This is a genomic window from Pseudomonas sp. BRM28, from assembly GCF_002939405.1.
Lineage (GTDB): Bacteria > Pseudomonadota > Gammaproteobacteria > Pseudomonadales > Pseudomonadaceae > Aquipseudomonas > Aquipseudomonas palmensis.
Map to the genome: position 1 here is coordinate 1,571,201 of NZ_PEFV01000001.1, position 20,619 is coordinate 1,591,819.

The window sequence follows — 20,619 nt, forward strand, 5'->3', positions numbered from 1 at the left end:
GCTGCGTAGAGAGCCATCAAGATAAAACTATGAAAAAAGGTAGGGAGACAGGCGTGGGGAAATATATTCTAGTAACCGGCGGAGCTGGTTACATAGGCTCTCATATTGTCCTGTCGCTGCTGGAAAGTGGTTTGAATGTTGTGGTGTTGGATGATCTTTCAAACGCTTCTGTCGAGTCAATAGAGCGTGTGGGGAGCTATACGGGTGCAGCACCTTTTTTTGTAAAAGGTGACATCTGTGATGCCAAGGTTTTGGATCGTCTCTTCGCAACGTATCAGATTGAATCAGTGATTCACTGTGCCGGAGTAAAATCGGTAGGTGAAAGCGTAAAATCACCGATTAAGTACTTTTCTAATAATGTCTCTGGGAGTGTGAGTTTATTCAACTCCATGTATAAAGCGGGCGTTTTTCGTCTGGTCTTCAGTTCATCTGCCACGGTTTATGGGGATTCAGGGCGCATGCCACTGAGTGAGCTTACTCCCATCGCTACCCCTACCAATCCATATGGTCGATCAAAACTGATGGTCGAGGAGATATTGTCGGATATGGCCAAGGCCGACAGTCGATGGAGTATCGCCACTGTTCGTTACTTTAATCCTGTCGGTGCACACACTAGCGGGTTGATTGGTGAGGACCCTTTGGGTATTCCCAATAATCTCGTGCCCTACCTTGGCCAAGTGGCTATTGGCAAGCTTGCTGAGCTGAAAGTATTTGGCAACGATTACCCGACCCGCGACGGCACTGGGGTGCGTGACTATGTGCATGTTGTAGACCTTGCGAATGGCCACCTCAAGGCACTTCAAGCCATTGAGTTGCGTGCAGGTTTTCATATTTGGAATTTTGGCTCGGGCAAAGGCTACAGCGTCCTTGAGCTGCTCGATGCATTTCAGGCTGCCAGTGGTCTGGTAATACCCTATAGTGTGACGGCTCGCCGCCCCGGTGACATCGCAGAATGTTGGGCAGATGTCTCGAAGGCGGAAAATGAGCTAGGCTGGCGAGCGGAACGAGGCTTAGAGGAAATGATGAAAGATGCATGGAGGTGGCAAAAAAATAACCCTAACGGATACCGTCGTTAGATTCATGGTGAACATGATCTACTCGCGACGTTTCCGTACAAGGCTGGGTGTGCCTGAATCCTTAGGGCATTTGGACAGCTAGGTAGTCAGCGAGCGTTTGTAATTTATAGAATTTGTATTTTTTATTTTTTTATAAAAAATCTATATCTTAGGGTTATAAGATAACATGCAAGTCATTCAGCGTTACCATCCAACATTTGCAGAGCGCTATCCTGTACCCTTATTTGTCGCTCTGCTTGACTTGGGTGTGGTTGTAATAGCTGGCGTGCTGGCCTATTGGTATCGTTATAACTCATTTGAAATGAGCGGTCGATACAGTACGGCGACCCTGGTTACCAGTGTTGTCGTGGTGTTATGTATGTCGTTTGGTGGTGTGTATGGATCGCAAAGGGGGTATTCCTTCGCCCGGCAGTTTAGTGTCTTATTAATGTGCTGGCTAGCCGCTACTGGAATTATTTTATCCCTTACCTTTTTTTTGAAGTTGTCCGAAAACTATTCTCGTATCTGGTTCACTGCGATATTGGTTATTGGTGGTTCGCTGTGTCTCTTGTTAAGAGTCTTTGTTTTTTTCCTTCTTAGGCAGTTGCGTTCATCCGGAATGAATCTCAAGTCAGTATTGCTGGTGGACTCGGGGGGCGAGTCTGCAGGGCAACTGAATGCAGGTCAAGCTCTGGGGGAGTACGGATTCAAAGTTGAGAAAAACTTGACGTACAATGCTGGCGGTCAATGGCTGGAGACATTAGTCGAAAAAGTTAATGAGCATGGCGTTCATGAAGTTTGGTTGTGCTTGCCGCTGAGCGAAGGCGGTGCTGTGCGCTCTATTCTCTATGCACTGCGCCACTACACCGTTGCTGTGCGATTTATACCCGAGTGGGGTGATATACCCTTGCTGAATCACAAGGTCAGCCGCATTGCAGGTGTTTACTCTTTAGACTTAAGTTGCAGCCCGATGGATGGCCCTGCACGAGTTATTAAAAGATTGGAAGACGTCCTGATTGGTGGCCTGATCAGTCTGATGATTCTGCCGCTATGTATGATCATTGGACTGGTAATAAAGGTTACCTCTCCAGGTCCCGTTCTGTTCAAACAGATGCGGATGGGGATCAACGGTAAACGATTCAAGGTTTACAAGTTTCGTTCCATGGTTGTGCACGACGAAAATAGCGGAACATTGACCCAAGCTAAGCGTAATGACGCGCGAGTGACCCGTGTGGGTGCGTTCTTGCGTCGTACCAGCCTTGATGAACTGCCTCAATTCTTCAACGTCCTGCAGGGGCGCATGTCGATTGTCGGTCCGCGCCCACATGCGCTGGCGCACAATGAATATTATAAAGATCTGGTTGAGTCTTACATGCAGAGACACAAAGTCAAGCCAGGCATTACCGGGTGGGCACAGGTAAGCGGATATAGAGGGGAGACTGATACGCTGGAGAAAATGCAGAAGCGCGTGGAGTTTGACCTCTGGTATATTGACAATTGGTCGCTTTCGTTGGACGTAAGAATAATATTTCTCACGGCGCTCAAGGGTTTTATCAATAAGAATGCTTTTTGATAGCGGTTTATCGGGAACTTTGGGAAGGCGGCAGCATGGATTTGAAACAGAATAGAGGCAGTTCGTTTTGGTCGCGAAGTGTTGTTTGGATATTAGCAATTGGTTTGTTTGTTCAGCTGAGCGGAAAGGTTTGGCTAGAGTCAAACAGTGCTCAAAATACTCAGGTTTACATCTGGCTGCTGTTGCCTGCCGCCATTTTTTTCTTGGACATTGCTTTTCGAAGGGCGTTTTCTGCTTTCAGTTGGGAGTATCTTCCTTGGATGTGCTTTTTGCTCTGGGGAGCGATTAGCGTTCTCTGGTCAACGGGTTCAGAAGACCCAGCATTTTCCTTGATGAAGCGTGGCTTATTCATTGCCCTTTATTTGGTATCGATTCTACTGTTCATGCGCCGTGATGAGTCGACGTTACTGCGTGTATTGATGGCAGGTGTCGCCATGATCACGCTTGGAGCATTGGTTAGTTTAATTTATCAGTTTTTGGTATTGGAGCAACCGCTTGCCTATCGGGCATTCCGAATCGACCGGTCGGGGATACGGGACTTTGCAAATTATGGCTGGCCCGTAGCAGCAGGTATTTTTCATGGTGCGGCAGCAACGTGGGCATTGGGTTTTGCATTAGATAGAAGAAGGAATATACTTTCCTGTGCTTTTTGGCTGTTAGCTTTTTGCATACTTGTGATTTATGTGTTGTTGACCTATACCCGCGGGGCATGGTTCGGCGTGGCCGCGAGCTGCCTAGCTGTTGTAATATTGCAAAACTCTCGCCGTGGCTGGTTGTTCTTTGTGGGAAGTGCAATTCTTGCGGCGATAGCGACGTTTATGTGGTGGGATAATTTAATATTTGAGGTCACTAAACGTCAGTTGTCTGGCCGTGGCCCGATATGGGATTACTTTTTTTCAACCATGCCGGGACATTGGTTGGTGGGGCATGGTTTGGGAACACCATTTAATTATGTTTGGCCTGACCGGGATTTGATTTCTCCCCATGCACACAGTCTTTATTTTCAACAGGTATATGATAGTGGTCTGATTTCGCTTGCTTTGATGGCTGCCGGACTGTTAGGAGTCGCCTACAAAGCGTTGAAGTTACGCAAAGATAAGTGGGTGCGTCTAGCGACACCTGCGTTGATTTTCGCGCTGATTTCCATGATGACAGATGTCGAACGAGTCTTTACTCGCCCAGGAGATTACTGGACCGTATTCTGGCTTCCGATTGCAATTTTGTTAGCGGTCTCGTGGCGCTCGACGATGCACAATCACAACCCCTAATTGTAGAGAAGGATGGTGTAACAAATGGCTCAAACAAATGCCCGTCTTTTGACGGGCGTTTGTATAGGGTATCCCCATTGGGGGTATTAGTGATGTAAGGAGGTAGAATTTATTGATTCAATTAATATTCGAGCTACCGCTATAGCTCCGAGACGGGTAGTGGCCTAAATTCCGTCAGATTGCTCATAAGTCACCCACTCACCGACTATTACCGTATTCCTGAATTATGCCATCTCCGCTCTCCGGCTCTATAAAGATTTGATCGCGCAAAAAGAATGGTCACGCGGGGCTGCGCCCCGTCGTCACCCCAATACCACTCGCCCACTCAAAAAAATATCCCGTCGTTCCTTGCGACCAATATGATGGTGCTTGGCCATTTGGTACACAGCATGAAATCGTTCCCGATTAATCCCCTCGCAGGTTTCCAGGGCTCGCGCTACTAAAGCGTCGTACGCCGACTCCCCAACCAGCCCCCCTACCTCTCTGCGATAGAAGAACCCCAGTTGAAAGCCCAGGGTTTCACTCAAAAACCGTGGTGCGGCGGCAAAGCAATTCTCTAAATCGATCGCATGCGTTGCCCCCACCCCGTCGTTACACATCATCACATTCGCCGCCCATAGATCCATGTGATAGATCCCGCTGCTGTTCAGCGAAAGCAACAACTCGAACGCCGCACCGATCACCCGCTCCACTTCTTCAGGCTTGGCGAGTATCCACTGATAGCCGTCTGTGTAGTTCTGCAACAGTTCTGTGATGATGACGAAGTCATTCATCAACCCCATGCGTGACCTGGTATACCCATAGCCAACCACGCCGGGCACACTCGCGCCGCGGCGGTGCGCTTCCGCAGTGTTTATCAGCTCTTCGATTGGCCAGTCGAACATGCCACAGCTTTTGCGGGTACCGCGCGTAAAGCGGATCCTCTTTGGGAGGGTCTCAATCGCTTGGCGCTTGGCAAACAATGGGCTATCGCCTGTAGATAGTGGCGCGCTTGTCCGGTTTGACGGGCGTTCCTGGCCAAGCAACAGCGTAAGCGTTGCCGCCAGCGCAGTGCTCACAGGCGCGTTCAGATGAACTGTCGAGCGCTGATGCTTGAATGTAAACGGAAATCCATCAACCAGCTTGTTCTTCCCTTCGCGCACCGCTGCACATCCCGTGTAAGAGTTTTTGGACGGCCAAAACGGTAACATTTCCTACGCATTTTTACATTTCTTTCACATCTTGTTTGAATCTTTTTGACCTTGACTGTGGATCTGTTGTTCTTGAGCCGCTAGGTTTTACAGGCAGCCAAGGAATCGCTGCCTTAGCAAGCTCACACACCAAGGAGTGCCACCGTTATGCGCAATACCTTTCTTGTTTCTCTGCTGCTCGCGCTGCTCAGCGCGTTCTCGCTGCCGTCGTTTGCGGCGGCCACCAAGGCCGCGGGCGACTTGCCAGTCACTACAGTCAGCGCAGCGCTCGCCTCAACCACCGTCAACCTGAACACTGCCGATGCGGCGACACTGCAGTCGTCGCTCGCAGGTATCGGCAAGGCCAAGGCTGAAGCGATCGTGGCCTACCGCGAAGCCAACGGCGCGTTCAAGTCAGTGGATGAGTTGCTGGAGGTGAAGGGGATCGGCCAGGCGCTGATCGAGCGCAACCGGGACAAACTGGCGGTCAAGTGACCTGAGGAGGGGCGGGTCGGGCAATGCTCGATCCGTTTTTATCATCAAATGGCATGGGCCCATCGCCGGCAATGCCGGCGCCTGCAGAAGGCGGGGAAGCGCCACGCTTATCGGTCTTGCGCGTCCTTGGCATCGGCTTCGGCATTGCGCTCATGCACGCGCTTGAGTTGCTCTTCGGTCAAGGGCAGCTTCTTCGCCGTATCACGCAGCATCATCAAGCCACCGACAATCGAGCCGATGGCAACCAGCAAGATCAACCAGGCATACCAGGGCATGAGCTTCTCCTTATCGACGGCGAATGGCGCCGCCTCTGTGATGTTGGACTCGACACGAGCGTCGATGGTTCAAGTATAAGAGGCCCACCACCTGGGGGCGAATTCGCGATCACCGGCCCCCATTGGCACTGCGCATCGGCTACAATGCGCGCCGATTTCGACTTGCCCAGAGAGCCTGCCCATGTCCGCCTGTCAGACGCCTATCATCGTCGCCCTGGATTTCCCTACCCGTGACGCCGCCCTGAAACTGGCCGATCAGCTGGACCCCGCGCTGTGTCGGGTCAAGGTCGGCAAGGAGCTGTTCACCAGCAGTGCGTCGGGCATCGTTGAAACCCTGTGTGAAAAGGGCTTCGAAGTGTTCCTGGACCTCAAGTTCCACGATATCCCCAACACCACCGCCATGGCCGTGAAGGCCGCAGCCGAAATGGGCGTGTGGATGGTCAACGTGCACTGCTCTGGCGGCCTGCGCATGATGGCAGCCTGTCGCGACGTGCTGGACCAGCGCAGCGGGCCACAGCCGCTGTTGATCGGTGTGACTGTGCTGACCAGCATGGAGCGTGAAGACCTCGCCGGTATTGGCCTGGACATCGAGCCGCAGGAGCAGGTGCTGCGACTGGCCGCCCTGGCCGAGAAGGCCGGCATGGACGGCCTGGTGTGCTCCGCCCTGGAAGCCCCGGCCCTGAAGGCCGCGCACCCGTCGTTGCAGCTGGTGACTCCGGGCATTCGTCCTGCCGGCAGCGCCCTGGACGATCAGCGTCGTATCCTTACCCCGCGCCAGGCGCTGGACGCCGGCTCCGACTACCTGGTAATCGGTCGCCCGATCAGTCAGGCGGCTGACCCTGCTCAAGCGCTGGCTGCAGTGGTAGCCGAAATTCGCGGCTAAGCGACCCGGTTTTTCGCCAGCAAGGCTGGCTCCTACAAGGAGGAGCCGGCCTTGCTGGCGAAGTCGTTCCTCTTATACCTTCAACACCAGCTTGCCAAAGTTTTCCCCGCTGAACAGCTTCAGCAGCGCTTCGGGAAAGGTCTCCAGCCCCTCGACAACATCCTCCTTGCTCTTGAGCTTGCCGCTGGCCAGCCAGCCGGCAATTTCGTTGCCTGCGGTGCCGTACTTGGCCACATGGTCCATCACCACGAAACCTTCCATGCGCGCGCGGTTTACCAGCAGCGACAGGTAGTTGGCCGGGCCCTTGACCGCCTGCTTGTTGTTGTACTGGCTGATGGCACCACAGATCACCACCCGCGCCTTGAAATTCAGGCGACTGAGCACTGCATCGAGGATGTCCCCGCCGACGTTGTCGAAGTACACATCCACCCCTTTTGGGCACTCGCGCTTGAGTCCCTCCAGTACGTCTTCGGCCTTGTAGTCGATAACCCCGTCAAAGCCCAGTTCATCGACCAGGTAGCGGCATTTCTGCTCGCCGCCGGCAATCCCGACCACACGACAGCCCTTGAGCTTGGCGATCTGCCCGGCAATGCTGCCGACCGCTCCCGCTGCACCCGAGATCACCACGGTTTCGCCCGTCTTGGGCTCACCCACTTCCAGCAGGGCAAAGTAGGCCGTCATTCCGGTCATGCCCAGGGCGGAGAGATAGCGTGGCAACGGTACCAGCCTAGGGTCGACCTTATGCAGGCCCTTGGGCTCGCCAATGAAGTAATCCTGTACACCAAGGGCTCCGCTCACCGTATCACCCACGGCATAGTCAGGGTGCCTGGACGCCACCACTTCACCGACACCCAGTGCTCGCATGACCTCGCCGATACCTACAGGCGCAATGTAGGACTTGCCCTCGTTCATCCACCCGCGCATGGCCGGGTCCAGCGACAGGTACAGGTTCTTCACCACTACCTGTCCCTCGACAGGCTCGCTCACAGGCACGGTTTCAAAGGTAAAGTCATCACGTGTCACTGCCCCGGTGGGGCGCTTGGCAAGCAGGAATCGGCGGTTGGTCCTGTCAGTCATGGCAAGGTTCTCTCTGGAAGGCAAACCCTGTTGATAGGCCTGCATCGGCAAATCGGCAAGGTCCAGCCTTGTGGCGAATGGTGATTGATCCATCTGGATGATTGAGCCTAGCAGCTAAAATCACCCGGTTCGATGGTGTGTTCACTGCGTGCCTGATGATGCTGCCCAGGAGCCACCGCCGATGACTAGACTCCCGCCATTGTCCTCACTACGTTGCGGGAGTTATCGATGAGCATGACTTTTTCCGGCCAGGTTGCCCTGGTCACCGGGGCCGGCGCCGGCATCGGCCGGGCCACGGCGCTGGCATTCGCCGCACAAGGCCTTAAGGTCGTGGTGGCAGACCTGGACGTCGCCGGTGGCGAACACACGGTCGGGTTGATTCAGGCCGCCGGCGGCCAGGCACTGTTCGTACCTTGCAACGTTACCCGCGAGCAGGACGTGCAGCAGTTGATGGCGCGCACTGTCGAGGCATACGGTCGTCTGGACTACGCCTTCAACAATGCCGGTATAGAAATCGAGCAGGGGCGCCTGGCCGACGGCAGCGAAGCCGAATTCGATGCGATCATGGGCGTCAACGTCAAGGGCGTGTGGCTGTGCATGAAGCACCAGTTGCCGCTGATGCTCGCCCAGGGCGGCGGTGCGATCGTCAACACCGCATCGGTCGCCGGCCTGGGGGCTGCGCCCAAGATGAGCATCTACAGCGCATCCAAGCATGCCGTGATCGGGCTCACCAAGTCGGCCGCCATCGAGTACGCCAAGAAACTGATCCGGGTGAATGCGGTGTGCCCTGCGGTGATCGACACCGACATGTTCCGCCGTGCCTACGAGGCCGATCCACGCAAGGCTGAATACGCCGCCGCCATGCACCCGGTCGGCCGCGTGGGCAAGGTCGAGGAAGTCGCTGCAGCGGTCCTGTACCTGTGCAGCGACGGTGCGGCATTCACCACTGGCCAGGCTCTGGCAATCGATGGTGGTGCCACCGCTATCTAGCGGGTGGGGCAGGGGAGGGCCAGGCCCTCCCGTGTCGATCAGGCAGGCTTGCGCCAGTTCAGGATCATCAGCGTCAGTACCCCCGCCACAATCCCCCAGAACGCCGAGCCGATCGAGAACAGGGTAAAGCCCGAGGCCGTGACCATGAATGTGATCAAGGCCGCCTCGCGCTCCCTGGCTTCGCTCATCGCGACCGTCAGGCCGTTCATGATCGAGCCGAACAGCGCCAGTGCGGCAATCGACAGCACCAGCTCCTTGGGCAACGCGGCGAACAGTGCCGCCAGGGTGGCGCCGAACACGCCGGCAATGCCATAGAAAATCCCGCACCAGACCGCCGCGGTGTACCGCTTGCTCGGGTCTTCATGGGCATGCGGCCCGGTACAGATCGCGGCGCTGATGGCCGCCAGGTTGATGCCGTGCGAGCCGAACGGGGCCAGCAGCAGCGAGGCCAGGCCCGTCACTGAAATCAGCGGCGAGGCAGGTACCTGGTACCCGTCCGCACGCAGCACCGCCACACCCGGCATGTTCTGTGAAGTCATCGCCACCACGAACAGGGGGATGCCGATGCTGATGGTCGCGGCCAGCGAGAACGACGGCGTGGTCCATACCGGTGTCGCCACCTCCAGGTGGAAGCCGCTGAAGTCCAGCAACCCCATCACTGCGGCGATCGCGGTGCCTACCACCAGCGCGGTCAGTACCGCATAGCGCGGCGACAGCCGCTTGATCAGCAGGTAGCTGAAGAACATCCCCAGCACCAGGGCGGTCCGATGCTGGGCTGCAACAAAGATCTCGCTGCCGATCTTGAACAGAATGCCGGCCAGCAGGGCCGCGGCCAGCGATGCCGGAATGCGCCGTACCAGGCGTTCGAAACTGCCTGTAAGCCCGCAGATCACCACCAGTACGGCGCAGGTGATGTAGGCGCCGATTGCCTCGCCATAGCTCACGCCGCCCAGGCTGGTGATCAGCAAGGCTGCGCCGGGGGTCGACCAGGCGACCGTGATGGGCGTGCGATATCGCAGTGAAAGGCCAATGCTGCATACCGCCATGCCGATCGACAGCGCCCAGATCCACGAGGAAATCTGCGCGGTGGTCAGGCCGGCCGCCTGGCCCGCCTGGAACATCAGCACCAGCGAGCTGGTATAGCCCGTGAGCATGGCAATGAAACCGGCGACCACCGCCGAGGGGGAGGTGTCGGCCAGCGGACGCATTGGCGCAGAGGTGGCGTCAGGCATGCAGTAATCCTTGTGCGGGTGTAAGCAGGTTTTTCAGACTACGCTGCGATAGGGCGAGTTTTGCCATACAGCAACCATTGCATTTAACCGTACAGTCGCCAACTATGGACGGCGGTTTCGTTTCAGCTTTGGAGAGGGGGGAACAATGTACAAGGTCTACGGGGATTACCAGTCGGGCAACTGCTACAAGGTCAAGCTGATGTTGCACTTGCTTGATATTCCGTACACATGGTGTCCCGTGAACATCCTCAATGGCGAGACCGAGCGCCCTGAGTTTCTGGTCAAGAACCCTAACGGCAAAGTGCCGGTGCTGGAGTTGGAGGACGGCAGTTATCTGTGGGAGTCCAACGCCATTCTGAACTACCTCGCCGAAGGTAGCCTGTTCCTGCCGAGTGAGCCGCGTTTACGTACGCAAGTGCTGCAGTGGCAGTTCTTCGAGCAGTACAGCCATGAGCCCTACATTGCCGTGGCACGTTTCATCCAGTTCTATCTGGGCATGCCCGAAGATCGTGTCGATGAATACAAGTCGTTGCAGAAGGGCGGGCACAAGGCGCTGAAGGTGATGGAGAAACAGTTGCAGGAAACACCTTACCTGGTCGGTGACCAGTACTCGATTGCCGATGTGGCGTTGTATGCCTACACCCATGTGGCCCACGAAGCCGGCTTCCTGCTGAATGATTACCCGAAGATTCGCGCCTGGCTGGAACGCGTGGCCTCGCATCCGCGGCATGTGCCCATGATCGATTGATGGTGTTTTGCCGGCAGGGAGCAGCCCTGCCGGCCAAGCGCTGTCAGACCGCCGAGAACCGCTGGTTCAGGTAGTCGATGATCACCTTGGACTCGTACATCCAGGTGGTCTTGCCGTCTTCCTCGATGCGCAGGCACGGCACCTTGATCTTGCCGCCTTGCTCCAGCAGGGCCTGGCGATCCTGTTCGTTGTTCTTCGCGTCACGCAGTGCCACCGGCACGTTCAGGCGGTGCAGTGTACGGCGGGTCTTCACGCAGAAGGGGCAAGCGTGAAACTGATACAGGCTCAGCCCCTTGGCCTGCTGCTCGACATTCGCCTGGGCGGCCGCATCACGCTTGAGCTTGCTCGGGCGGCTGACCCAGTCGAGGAAGACGATCAGCTGGCCAAGGCCAACCCGCAGTGCTTTGACGATCATGGCAACTCCTCACAATGAAAAAAGCCGACCTGGGCAGGTCGGCTCGCAGAACCTCGGCCGATTACTTGATCAGGCTGAGGAACTCGCTGCGGGTGGCAGCATTGTCGCGGAAGGCGCCGAGCATCACCGAGGTGATCATCGACGAATTCTGTTTTTCCACACCGCGCATCATCATGCACATGTGCTTGGCTTCGATCACCACGGCCACGCCCAGCGCGCCGGTCACCTGCTGAACCGCCTCGGCGATCTCGCGGCTGAGGTTTTCCTGGATCTGCAGGCGGCGAGCGTACATGTCGACGATGCGCGCCACCTTGGACAGGCCCAGCACCTTGCCGCTCGGGATATAGGCGACATGCGCCTTGCCAATGAACGGCAGCATGTGGTGTTCGCACAGCGAGTACAGCTCGATGTCCTTGACCAGGACCATTTCGCTGTTGTCGGAGCTGAACAAGGCGCCGTTGGTCACCTCTTCCAGGGTTTGGTCGTAGCCGCGGCAAAGGTACTTCATGGCCTTCGCAGCCCGCTTGGGCGTATCGAGCAGGCCCTCGCGGGAAACATCCTCGCCGAGTTGGCCGAGAATCGCGGTGTAGTGCTGTTCCAGGGACATGGATCTACCTGTGGGATTTATCGCAAAAGCGAAGGGTACGGCGGCTGTGACGGCGCTGCAAGCGCGGCGTTACTCGTCACGCCCTTCAAGCATGGTCCGCTTGAGCATGACATACACCGCGCCGGTGCCGCCGTGACGCGCCTGGCACGAGGTAAAACCCAGTACCTGGGCATGCTGGCGCAGCCAGGTGTTGACGTGGCTCTTGATCATCGGACGTTTGCCATCGAGCCGCACCGCCTTGCCGTGGGTGACTCGCACGCAGCGCACCTCGAAGCGCGTGGCCTCTGCCAGGAATGCCCAGAGGGTCTCGCGGGCTTTCTCCACGGTCATGCCGTGCAGGTCCAGGCTGCCTTCGAAACCGATCTGGCCAAGCTTGAGCTTGCGCATCTGGCTTTCCTGCACGCCATCGCGGCTCCAGTGCAGGTCGTCTTCCGGGCCCACGTCGATGACGAACTGATCGGACAGGCCGTCGATCACCGTCTGGTCGCTGCGCACGGTCGCGGCCTGGCGCAGGCTGGCCAGCTGCTTGCGGTCAGCCTTGGGTTTGCCGGTGTCGGCGCGATCATGCCGGATCGGCTTGACGCCATGCATCTGGCTCTTGAACAGGGAAAAATCGTCGTCTTGCATGTAAGCCTCCGCCTGGGCGGCGCAGTTTACGCGACTCCCCACAGGGTTGCAGTCAATCGTGTTTCTTCATCAGGTGCGGTGACAGGTTCAGCCCCCTGGCACGGCGCAGGCGCAGCCGGCTGCGGCGCCAGGACCAGACGCCCAGGTACAGCGACAGCAAGCCCAGGCCCAGCACCACGGCAGCGCCGGGACGGTTGTTGTTGAGCTCGCCCAGCGCCTCGGCATGGCCCAGCAGGCCAGCGACGCCGGCCATGGTCAGGAGCACGCCGAGTATCGCCAGCAGTGCCGAGAACGCCGTGGCCAGGCGTGCGCCCCAATTGCGTTGTTCGCGGGGACGCAGGCGCCTGGCGTCGAAACTGGATAACTTCATTCCGACTTTCCTCAAAGGGTATCCGGGGTTGGACCCGAACGCCCCAGAGTGGTTCCACTTGCCTGTCGGGTGGTCAGATCAGGCTGTTGACGGGTGCGACACAGGCAAAGTTGTCGGCCATGATCGCCATTTCGCTCTGCTGGATCTGTGCGGCCGGAATCACGCCGTCCTTGAACGGCAGGTCGCGGGTGGCGCAGCCGTCTTCGACCAGGGTGCAGCGATAGCCGTAGTCCTTGGCGCGGCGCACGGTGGTGCTGACGCTGGAGTGGCTCATGAAGCCGCACACGATCAGGTCCAGGTGGCCGTACTTCTGCAGCGTCTCGTGCAGGGTGGTGTTCTTGAAAGCGTTGGGCATGCGTTTTTCGATGACGACTTCATCGCCCTGCGGCTCCAGGCCCGGAATCCACTCGCCGCGCGAGCCCTGTGGGTCGAACAGGCCACCCACGGTGCCCAGGTGGCGCACATGCACCACGGGCCGGCCGGCCTTGCGTGCAGCCTCGAGCAGTTTGCCGATGTTGGCCACCGCTTCGTCCATGCCCGACAGCGCCAGGGGCCCGCTCAGGTACTCCTTTTGCGCATCGATAATCACCAGGCTGGCGTTGCTCAGCTTGGCCGGCGGATAACCGCGACCGCTGAGGTGGAACATCGTCGTTGGAACGGACATCAGGGGCTCCTTTGGATAGGGCTTTTCACCTATTGTCCCCTGCTTGGCGACTTATGTGAATGGCTTAGCGTGCATGCGGCGTGGATAGCGGCCTGCAGGCATGAGCACAATTGCGGCCAGAGGCGTATTGGCGGGCCCATTTGTGTTCCAGGCTGTTAGAATTGCCGGTCGTCTTTAAAGGAGTCTGCCCGTGATCACTTCCCGCCTGCGCACCCTGCGCGACCACATCCGTTGGGCTGTCAGCCGTTTTCATGAGCAGGGGCTGTTTTTCGGGCATGGCGCCGACAATGCCTGGGACGAAGCACGCCTGCTGGTGCTGGGTTCGGTGCATCTGCCATGGGAAGTGGCCGACGCCTATCTCGATTGCCGTCTTGAAGACGACGAGCTGGTCAAGCTGCAGCGCCTGCTCAAGCGACGTATCGAAGAACGCGTGCCGACCGCGTACCTGCTTGGCGAGGCGTGGTTCTGTGGCATGTCGTTCATCGTCGACGAGCGCGTGCTGATCCCGCGCTCTCCTATCGGCGAACTGATCGAAAAACGCTTCGAGCCATGGCTGGCTGCCGAACCCGCGCGCATTCTCGACCTGTGTACCGGCTCCGGCTGCATCGGCATCGTCAGCGCCGACGTGTTCCCCGAGGCCGAGGTGGTGCTGGCCGACCTGTCGTTCGAGGCGTTGGAAGTGGCCAACCAGAACATCGAGCGCCATGGTCTTGAAGAACGTGTGTTCACCGTGCAGGGCGATGGGTTCGAGGGGTTGCCGGGGCAGCGTTTCGACCTGATCCTGTCGAACCCGCCGTATGTCGATGCCGAGGATTTCGCCGACATGCCCCAGGAGTACCACCACGAGCCGGAGCTGGGCCTGGCCTGCGGCAATGACGGGCTGGACCTGGTACGGCGCATGCTGGCCGAGGCGGCGGATCACCTGACCGAGAAGGGCCTGCTGATCGTCGAGGTCGGCAACAGCCAGGTGCATGTCGAGCAGTTGTACCCGGAGGTGGATTTCGCCTGGCTGGAGTTCGAACGTGGCGGGCACGGGGTGTTCATGCTCACGGCCGAACAATGCCGGCAGCATCAGGCGCTGTTTGCTTCGCGGGTGTAAGGGATACCGGGTTCAAGCCTGTCGCGGGTCAAGCCCGCCCCAACAGGGCCGCATTGCCGTGTTGGGGCGGGCTTGACCCGCAACGCTTTCAGCGGTTGGTGGCAATCCAGATCAGCAGCCCGGCCTGGAACACCGCAAAGGCCACCAGGCAGGTGATGGTGAAGCGCAACCCGCTGTCTTCGCGGCGGTACTTGTTGACCCGCTCATCGCGCTCGCGCAGTTGTGCTTCCTTCTCCTGCAGGTTCTGCTCGGCCTGCTGCAGCATGCCCGCAGCATCCAGGATGTCTACCTTCTGCACCTTGTCGGTATTCCAGCCACCCTTGAGCTGACCTGCCTGGACTTCCACGCAGCGCCCCTTCAGGTGCTGCGCATCGGCGTACTCGACCTCCAGGCCATGGCTGCGCAGCACCTGGTCGCGGCGCAGGCGTGTGTCTTCGTTGAGTGCGTCCTTGTTGGCCAGGGCCATGCCCTCGACCCGGTAGTGCGACCACTTGCGCTGTACCCAGTGCACCGCCTGCGACAACAGGAAGCGCCCCAGGCCACGGCTGACCGGCTCGATCTGCAAGCCACTGTCGGGGCCGATCTTGATCTGGTGCAACTCATGGTCCACCCAGATATCCAGGCGATTCTGCTCCTTGCGCACCTTCTGCCCAGGCAGGCGCACTTCCATGCGCAGCAGGCTGTGGGTCTTGTTGTGCCGTTCGGCATAACCGTACTGCACGAAGCGCAGCGGCCGCGCGCCGGTGTTGCGGTCGGTGGGCTGCGGGGACAGGCGCAGCATCTGGAAATGCTCGGGCACAACGTCCGCCCAGGGCAGCGGGGCCGCTTCCGGGGCTGGCGATTCGTCGGTCGCGTCTGGGGCGTCCTGGGGGGTGGCTTCAGTCATCACGGCGGTCCTTTTGTGCACAGCAGGCGGGTCGCAAGGGCGACGCCTGCACCGGCTTATCGGCCGCTTTGCGCAAGACTGGAGACACAATTTGCGCCAATTCGCTTCATGCCGCCGGCAATCGACGAATGAACTCGACGATCCGCTCGCCCAGGGCACTGGCCAGGGGCAGCTCGGGGTTGTTGTAGCTGTCGCGCTGCTGGCTCATGGCACGCGGGCTGATGCGCAGCATGTGGTTCATGCCGTCAATCAGTGCCAGTTCGGCGTCCGGCTTGGCAGCGTGCAGGCGCTCGGCATCCTCGACCTCGACCTGGACGTCGTTGCGCCCCTGCACGATCAACGCCGGCAAGTGGAGGCGGGCGAAGGCGGCGGCCGGGTCCTGGCGAAACAGCGAGATCAGGTACGGCTGCACGCTGGGGCGAAACACGTCGCGCAGGTGCAGCGGTACCTGGGTGCTGGGCTGGCCGGCCTTGAGCTGCTCGATCAGGCGTACGGCCTGGGCTCGCTCGGTCGCCGGCAGGCGTTCACCCAGTTGCTCGCGCAGTACCTGATCGACCGGGCGCCCGCTGCCTGCCACTGAAATTACCGCGCTGGCGCCGGCCTGTTCGGCCGCGAGGCTGGCGATCAGTGCGCCCTCGCTGTGACCCAGCACGATCAGCGGGCCAAAGCGCGGGTCGGCCTTGAGCAGATGGCCCCAGGCAACGGCATCGGCCACATAGCGCTCGACGCTGAGGTTGCGTTCGTCGGGGGTTGCCGCGCGGCTGGCGGCCACCCCGCGCTTGTCGTAGCGCACGCTGGCAATGCGGTTGTTTGCCAGCAGCAGGGCCAGGCGCTTGAGGTTGTCGATACGTCCGCCGGCGGGATTGTTGCCGTCACGGTCCGTGGGGCCGGAGCCGGCGATGATCAGCACCACCGGTGGCGGCGTGTCGCTGCGCGGCAACAGCAGGCTGCCCTGCAGGGTGCCGTCGTCGGTCACCAGGCTGATCGGTCGTTGCAGTACCGTGGGGGCCGCGGCCTGGGCCAGGCCGGTAAACAGGAGGAACAACAGGGCGAACGTGCGCAGCATCATCAGGCCATTAGCGAGGAGGTGGCGTTTTGACTCGTCCGGCGGCATTAGGTTCGCGCCCGGAGGTGATCTAAGGGTATACCCTGCGTATACTGGTTGGCCTTGTTACCATCCAGTTAAAAATCAGGCTGAACGCGGAGCGCCCTGCATGTCCGGCAATACCTACGGCAAGCTGTTCACTGTCACCACCGCTGGCGAAAGCCATGGTCCGGCGCTGGTCGCCATTGTCGATGGCTGCCCTCCGGGCCTGGAGCTTTCGCTGGCCGATCTTCAGCACGACCTGGACCGGCGCAAGCCCGGTACCAGCCGGCACACCACTCAGCGCCAGGAGCCCGACGAGGTCGAGATTCTATCTGGCGTGTTCGAGGGCCGTACCACCGGCTGCGCCATCGGCCTGCTGATTCGCAACACCGACCAGAAGTCCAAGGACTACTCGGCGATCAAGGACCTGTTCCGCCCGGCCCACGCCGACTACACCTATCACCACAAGTACGGCGAGCGCGACTATCGTGGCGGCGGCCGCAGCTCGGCCCGCGAAACCGCGATGCGCGTGGCTGCCGGTGCCATCGCGAAGAAGTACCTGGCCACCCAGGGCATCCGCATCCGCGGCTACATGAGCCAGCTGGGCCCTATCGAAATCCCGTTCAAGACCTGGGAGTCGGTGGAGCACAACGCCTTCTTCAGCCCCGACCCGGACAAGGTGCCGGAGCTGGAGGCCTACATGGACCAGCTGCGCCGTGACCAGGACTCGGTGGGTGCCAAGATCACCGTGGTCGCCGAAGGCGTGATGCCCGGCCTGGGCGAGCCGATCTTCGACCGCCTCGACGCCGAGCTGGCCCATGCGCTGATGAGCATCAACGCGGTCAAGGGCGTGGAGATCGGTGCCGGCTTCGACAGCGTGGCCCAGCGCGGCACCGAACACCGTGACGAACTCACCCCCGAAGGGTTCCTCAGCAACAATGCCGGCGGCATCCTGGGGGGCATCTCCTCGGGGCAGCCGATCATTGCGCACCTGGCACTCAAGCCGACCTCCAGCATCACCACCCCGGGCCGTTCCATCGATGTGGATGGCAACCCGGTGGAGGTCATCACCAAGGGCCGTCACGACCCCTGCGTCGGCATCCGTGCCACCCCTATCGCCGAGGCGATGATGGCCATCGTGCTGATGGATCACCTGCTGCGCCACCGCGGCCAGAACGCCGATGTGCGGGTAGCCACCCCGGTACTGGGCCAGCTGTAGTGCACCTGCCCGACGTCGACGCCACGGCCCGCTGAGCCGTGGCGCCGATTCCCTACTGGCGGCTGTCCAGCTTCTACCTGTTCTATTTCGCCTTGCTGGGTTCGACAGCGCCGTTTCTGGCGCTGTATTTCGATCACCTGGGGTTTTCCAGCGCGCGCATCGGCGAGTTGGTGGCCATCCCCATGCTGATGCGCTGCGTGGCACCGAACCTGTGGGGCTGGTTGGGCGATCGCAGCGGCCAGCGCCTGCTGATCGTGCGTCTGGGGGCCTTGTGCACCCTGGCCAGCTTCTCGTTGATCTTCGTGGCCAAGAGCTACGCCTGGCTGGCGCTGGTAATGGCCCTGCATGCGTTCTTCTGGCATGCGGTACTGCCGCAGTTCGAGGTCATCACCCTGGCCCACCTGCAAGGTCAGACTGCCCGCTACAGCCAGGTGCGGCTGTGGGGGTCGATCGGTTTCATCCTCACCGTGGTGGCCCTGGGGCGATTGTTCGAATGGTTGAGCCTGGACATCTACCCGGTGGCGCTGGTGGCGATCATGGCCGGCATCGTGCTGGCCAGCCTGTGGGTGCCCAATGCCCAGCCGCCAGGCCAGCACGAGCGCAGCGATGGTGGCGGCTTTCTCAGGCAACTGGCCAGCCCTGGCGTGGCCGCGTTCTACGTGTGCGTGGCATTGATGCAGTTGAGTCACGGCCCGTATTACACCTTTCTCACCCTGCACCTGGAGCGCCTGGGCTATGCCCGCGGCACCATCGGCATGTTGTGGGCGCTGGGGGTGGTGGCCGAGGTGCTGATGTTCCTGGCCATGAGCTGGATCCTGGCGCGGTTCTCGTTGCGTCGGGTGCTGTTGGCGAGCCTCTTACTGGCGGCCTTGCGCTGGTGGCTGCTGGGGACCTTTGCCGAGTATCCGGGCGTGCTGCTGTTCGCCCAGTTGCTGCACGCCGCCACGTTCGGCAGTTTTCACGCGGCCGCCATCGCCTTCGTGCAGCGCAGCTTCGGCGCTCGCCAGCAGGGCCAGGGGCAGGCGCTGTATGCGGCCCTGGCCGGTACTGGCGGTGCGCTGGGTGCCCTGTATTCGGGCTACAGCTGGAACGCCCTGGGCGCCACCATCACCTTTAGTATTGCCAGCGTCGCGGCCCTGGTCGCAGCCGTTATCATTGCGTTTCGAATGACAGAGGAAAAGGCCCCATGAGCAGCCTGAGCGTGTTTCACCAGTCCACCCCGGACATTCCCAACAAGGTGCTGACCCACCTTGAAGACATCGCCGCGACACTGGCCGAGCAGGGAATAAGGTTCGAGCGCTGGACGGCGCAGTCGCCTGTGCAGGCCGATGCTGGCCAGGCCGGTGTGCTGGCCGCCTACCAGGTGCAGATCGACCGGCTGCAACACGAAGGCGGTTACCGCGCCGTCGACGTGATCAGCGCCAGTGGCGATCCGATGAGCGAACTGCTGGACGAGCATGTGTATTCGGATGACCTGGTGCGTTTCTTCGCAGCCGGGCGCAGCCTGGTCAGCGTGCGGGCAGGGGAGTACGTGCATGCGGTGGTGTGCGAGAAGGGAGATCTGATCGTGGTGCCGGCGGGGTTGCGGGTATGGATCGATGGCGGGGACAACCCGCACTTCGTGGCGGTGCGACTGTTCAATCAGCCTGAAGGGGTGGTGGCGCAGTTCACGGGGGAGAAGCTGGCCGAGCGTTACGCGCGATTGGACGATTGATCACGCCGAGGCCACTGGCTTGCAAGCCAGCGCTCACAGGAACCAAGGTGATCCTGTGGGCACTGGCTTGCCAGCAAAGGCCGCTACGCGATTCAGCGATAGGTCGGTAGTGCGAACCGCTGTTGGCTTTGCAGCATCGAGATCACCGGCAGCTCGCTGGCCTGCTCGGCCAGGTCGCGGCGGATCGCGCTGATCGCCCACGACAGTTGCTCGGCACTGTGCAGCTGGCCATACGAAATCGAGCGCTTGACCTGTTTGCCGTCGGCGGCGCGCAACGTCAGCAGTACACCGCCATCAGGGCGAGCCTGGGTGGTGACGTCGTAGGCGGAAAATACCGAGGCGAATTTTTGCTGGATGAGGTCCATATCAGCTCCTGACTGTTGTGTGGCAGACATGAAGTGATAGGTGCAGCGACCGTGCCAGTTTTCCTTGATTAAAAAAAGCTTATAAAACAATGACTTAAAGTTGTCGTGCGCAATGGGTGCCGTGCATTCTGCATGGTCGTGCAATTTGCACAGTGCATTTTGCAGTGCCTTGCGGCCAATAGATTTGCTCTGTCGTCCTCATGGGATTTGCGAGGTTGACCCAAAGCCTTCCCTGACAAAGACTTGGGCTCTACCGCAGCCAGGAGGTTCCCGATGACCGACCACCCAACCCCCACCCCGATGAACGACGATGAAGCCGCAGCCTTTGCCGAAGAAGTGTTCGATCGGGCGCGCAAGGGGGACGCCGACATGCTTGGCCGTCTGCTGGAGAAGGGCCTGCCGGTCAACCTTCGCAATGGCAACGGCGACACGCTGCTGATGCTTGCCAGCTACCACGGCCACCTTGAAGCGGTGAGGGTGCTGCTTGAGCACGGCGCAGACCCGCAGATTGCCAATGACAAGGGCCAGTTGCCGATTGCCGGTGCCGCTTTCAAGGGCAACCAGGCGATGATCGAGCTGCTGGTGGAGAAGGGCGCGCTGATCGATGGAGCGTCTGCCGATGGCCGTACCGCGCTGATGCTGGCCGCGATGTTCAACCGCACCTCCATCGTCACCTACCTGCTCGGCAAGGGCGCGAACCCCAATCACCGCGACGCGCAGGGCGCCACCGCACTGGTTGCCGCGCAAACCATGGGCGCACCCGACACCGTCGCCCAGTTGCAGGCGCTGGCCGGCTAACTG

The 20,619-nt window shown here is 59.7% G+C and carries 24 protein-coding genes; 12 read left to right on the top strand and 12 right to left on the bottom strand.

What is annotated here, in order from left to right:
• Positions 1-29 precede the first annotated feature (29 nt).
• The 3 genes from galE to CR917_RS07380 all read left to right on the top strand — a co-directional run bounded on the left by galE (position 30) and on the right by CR917_RS07380 (position 3,896).
• Complete coding sequence (gene galE / locus CR917_RS07370) at positions 30-1,076, top strand: UDP-glucose 4-epimerase GalE (protein WP_078479761.1); 1,047 nt, start codon at positions 30-32, stop codon at positions 1,074-1,076.
• Positions 1,077-1,242: 166 nt separating this feature from the next.
• Positions 1,243-2,628, top strand: a complete 1,386-nt coding sequence (locus tag CR917_RS07375; protein WP_078479760.1) for an undecaprenyl-phosphate glucose phosphotransferase — start codon at positions 1,243-1,245, stop codon at positions 2,626-2,628.
• A gap of 35 nt (positions 2,629-2,663) precedes the next feature.
• Positions 2,664-3,896, top strand: coding sequence for an O-antigen ligase (locus CR917_RS07380; RefSeq protein WP_078479759.1), 1,233 nt, complete (start codon positions 2,664-2,666; stop codon positions 3,894-3,896).
• Positions 3,897-4,198: 302 nt separating this feature from the next.
• Here the strand turns inward: CR917_RS07380 and CR917_RS07385 are convergent, their stop codons facing one another.
• Complete coding sequence (locus CR917_RS07385) at positions 4,199-5,038, bottom strand: hypothetical protein (RefSeq protein ID WP_256589634.1); 840 nt, start codon at positions 5,036-5,038, stop codon at positions 4,199-4,201.
• Positions 5,039-5,233: 195 nt separating this feature from the next.
• Here CR917_RS07385 and CR917_RS07390 point away from each other — a divergent pair, with 195 nt between their 5' ends.
• Positions 5,234-5,560: a helix-hairpin-helix domain-containing protein gene (locus CR917_RS07390; RefSeq protein WP_104572083.1), complete on the top strand. Its 327-nt coding sequence runs from the start codon at positions 5,234-5,236 to the stop codon at positions 5,558-5,560.
• 107 nt (positions 5,561-5,667) lie between these two features.
• Here the strand turns inward: CR917_RS07390 and CR917_RS07395 are convergent, their stop codons facing one another.
• Complete coding sequence (locus CR917_RS07395; protein ID WP_078479756.1) at positions 5,668-5,835, bottom strand: DUF2897 family protein; 168 nt, start codon at positions 5,833-5,835, stop codon at positions 5,668-5,670.
• A 181-nt stretch (positions 5,836-6,016) separates the two neighbouring features.
• Between CR917_RS07395 and pyrF the strand changes: the two genes are divergently transcribed.
• Positions 6,017-6,718, top strand: a complete 702-nt coding sequence (pyrF, locus tag CR917_RS07400; protein WP_054915847.1) for an orotidine-5'-phosphate decarboxylase — start codon at positions 6,017-6,019, stop codon at positions 6,716-6,718.
• Between the two features lie 72 nt (positions 6,719-6,790).
• Here pyrF and CR917_RS07405 read toward each other — a convergent pair whose 3' ends face one another.
• Positions 6,791-7,795 (bottom strand): NADP-dependent oxidoreductase, encoded by a 1,005-nt coding sequence (locus CR917_RS07405; protein ID WP_054915846.1) that lies wholly within the window; start codon positions 7,793-7,795, stop codon positions 6,791-6,793.
• Positions 7,796-8,023: 228 nt separating this feature from the next.
• Between CR917_RS07405 and CR917_RS07410 the strand changes: the two genes are divergently transcribed.
• On the top strand, positions 8,024-8,785 hold the full coding sequence (locus CR917_RS07410; protein WP_054915845.1) for an SDR family oxidoreductase: 762 nt from the start codon (positions 8,024-8,026) through the stop codon (positions 8,783-8,785).
• A gap of 38 nt (positions 8,786-8,823) precedes the next feature.
• Here CR917_RS07410 and CR917_RS07415 read toward each other — a convergent pair whose 3' ends face one another.
• Positions 8,824-10,017, bottom strand: coding sequence for a benzoate/H(+) symporter BenE family transporter (locus CR917_RS07415; protein ID WP_078479755.1), 1,194 nt, complete (start codon positions 10,015-10,017; stop codon positions 8,824-8,826).
• Between the two features lie 145 nt (positions 10,018-10,162).
• Here CR917_RS07415 and CR917_RS07420 point away from each other — a divergent pair, with 145 nt between their 5' ends.
• A complete protein-coding gene (locus CR917_RS07420; protein WP_043862699.1) occupies positions 10,163-10,765 on the top strand; it encodes a glutathione S-transferase family protein in 603 nt (200 codons plus the stop codon).
• Between the two features lie 43 nt (positions 10,766-10,808).
• Here the strand turns inward: CR917_RS07420 and CR917_RS07425 are convergent, their stop codons facing one another.
• The 5 genes from CR917_RS07425 to CR917_RS07445 all read right to left on the bottom strand — a co-directional run bounded on the left by CR917_RS07425 (position 10,809) and on the right by CR917_RS07445 (position 13,448).
• Entirely contained in the window at positions 10,809-11,180 is a 372-nt protein-coding gene (locus tag CR917_RS07425) for a glutathione S-transferase N-terminal domain-containing protein (protein WP_043862700.1), read from the bottom strand.
• 61 nt (positions 11,181-11,241) lie between these two features.
• Positions 11,242-11,787, bottom strand: coding sequence for a GTP cyclohydrolase I FolE (gene folE, locus CR917_RS07430; RefSeq protein WP_054915843.1), 546 nt, complete (start codon positions 11,785-11,787; stop codon positions 11,242-11,244).
• Between the two features lie 69 nt (positions 11,788-11,856).
• Positions 11,857-12,414, bottom strand: coding sequence for a Smr/MutS family protein (locus CR917_RS07435; protein ID WP_043862702.1), 558 nt, complete (start codon positions 12,412-12,414; stop codon positions 11,857-11,859).
• Between the two features lie 52 nt (positions 12,415-12,466).
• The gene (locus CR917_RS07440) at positions 12,467-12,784 is read right to left on the bottom strand and encodes a hypothetical protein (RefSeq protein ID WP_043862703.1); all 318 of its coding nucleotides are present in this window, start codon (positions 12,782-12,784) and stop codon (positions 12,467-12,469) included.
• A gap of 73 nt (positions 12,785-12,857) precedes the next feature.
• Positions 12,858-13,448, bottom strand: a complete 591-nt coding sequence (locus tag CR917_RS07445; RefSeq protein WP_054915842.1) for a cysteine hydrolase family protein — start codon at positions 13,446-13,448, stop codon at positions 12,858-12,860.
• A 190-nt stretch (positions 13,449-13,638) separates the two neighbouring features.
• Here CR917_RS07445 and prmB point away from each other — a divergent pair, with 190 nt between their 5' ends.
• Entirely contained in the window at positions 13,639-14,547 is a 909-nt protein-coding gene (gene prmB / locus CR917_RS07450) for a 50S ribosomal protein L3 N(5)-glutamine methyltransferase (protein ID WP_054915841.1), read from the top strand.
• A gap of 88 nt (positions 14,548-14,635) precedes the next feature.
• On the opposite strand, the gene CR917_RS07455 is transcribed toward prmB, so the two are convergent.
• Together CR917_RS07455 and CR917_RS07460 are read right to left on the bottom strand one after the other, a co-directional pair.
• On the bottom strand, positions 14,636-15,433 hold the full coding sequence (locus CR917_RS07455) for a hypothetical protein (protein ID WP_054915840.1): 798 nt from the start codon (positions 15,431-15,433) through the stop codon (positions 14,636-14,638).
• Between the two features lie 106 nt (positions 15,434-15,539).
• A complete protein-coding gene (locus CR917_RS07460; RefSeq protein ID WP_043862707.1) occupies positions 15,540-16,502 on the bottom strand; it encodes an alpha/beta hydrolase in 963 nt (320 codons plus the stop codon).
• A 145-nt stretch (positions 16,503-16,647) separates the two neighbouring features.
• On the opposite strand from CR917_RS07460, the gene aroC reads away from it, so the two are divergent.
• The 3 genes from aroC to CR917_RS07475 are packed head-to-tail and all read left to right on the top strand — an operon-like array spanning position 16,648 to position 19,453.
• A complete protein-coding gene (aroC, locus tag CR917_RS07465; protein WP_043862708.1) occupies positions 16,648-17,739 on the top strand; it encodes a chorismate synthase in 1,092 nt (363 codons plus the stop codon).
• A 38-nt stretch (positions 17,740-17,777) separates the two neighbouring features.
• Positions 17,778-18,929 (top strand): MFS transporter, encoded by a 1,152-nt coding sequence (locus CR917_RS07470; protein WP_043862709.1) that lies wholly within the window; start codon positions 17,778-17,780, stop codon positions 18,927-18,929.
• Positions 18,926-19,453, top strand: a complete 528-nt coding sequence (locus CR917_RS07475; RefSeq protein WP_104572084.1) for an acireductone dioxygenase — start codon at positions 18,926-18,928, stop codon at positions 19,451-19,453. Before CR917_RS07470 ends, CR917_RS07475 begins: the two co-directional genes overlap by 4 nt.
• Positions 19,454-19,545: 92 nt before the next feature.
• Here CR917_RS07475 and CR917_RS07480 read toward each other — a convergent pair whose 3' ends face one another.
• Complete coding sequence (locus tag CR917_RS07480) at positions 19,546-19,818, bottom strand: DUF3509 domain-containing protein (protein ID WP_043862711.1); 273 nt, start codon at positions 19,816-19,818, stop codon at positions 19,546-19,548.
• A gap of 273 nt (positions 19,819-20,091) precedes the next feature.
• Between CR917_RS07480 and CR917_RS07485 the strand changes: the two genes are divergently transcribed.
• Positions 20,092-20,616, top strand: coding sequence for an ankyrin repeat domain-containing protein (locus CR917_RS07485; RefSeq protein WP_054915837.1), 525 nt, complete (start codon positions 20,092-20,094; stop codon positions 20,614-20,616).
• Positions 20,617-20,619: the final 3 nt, after the last annotated feature.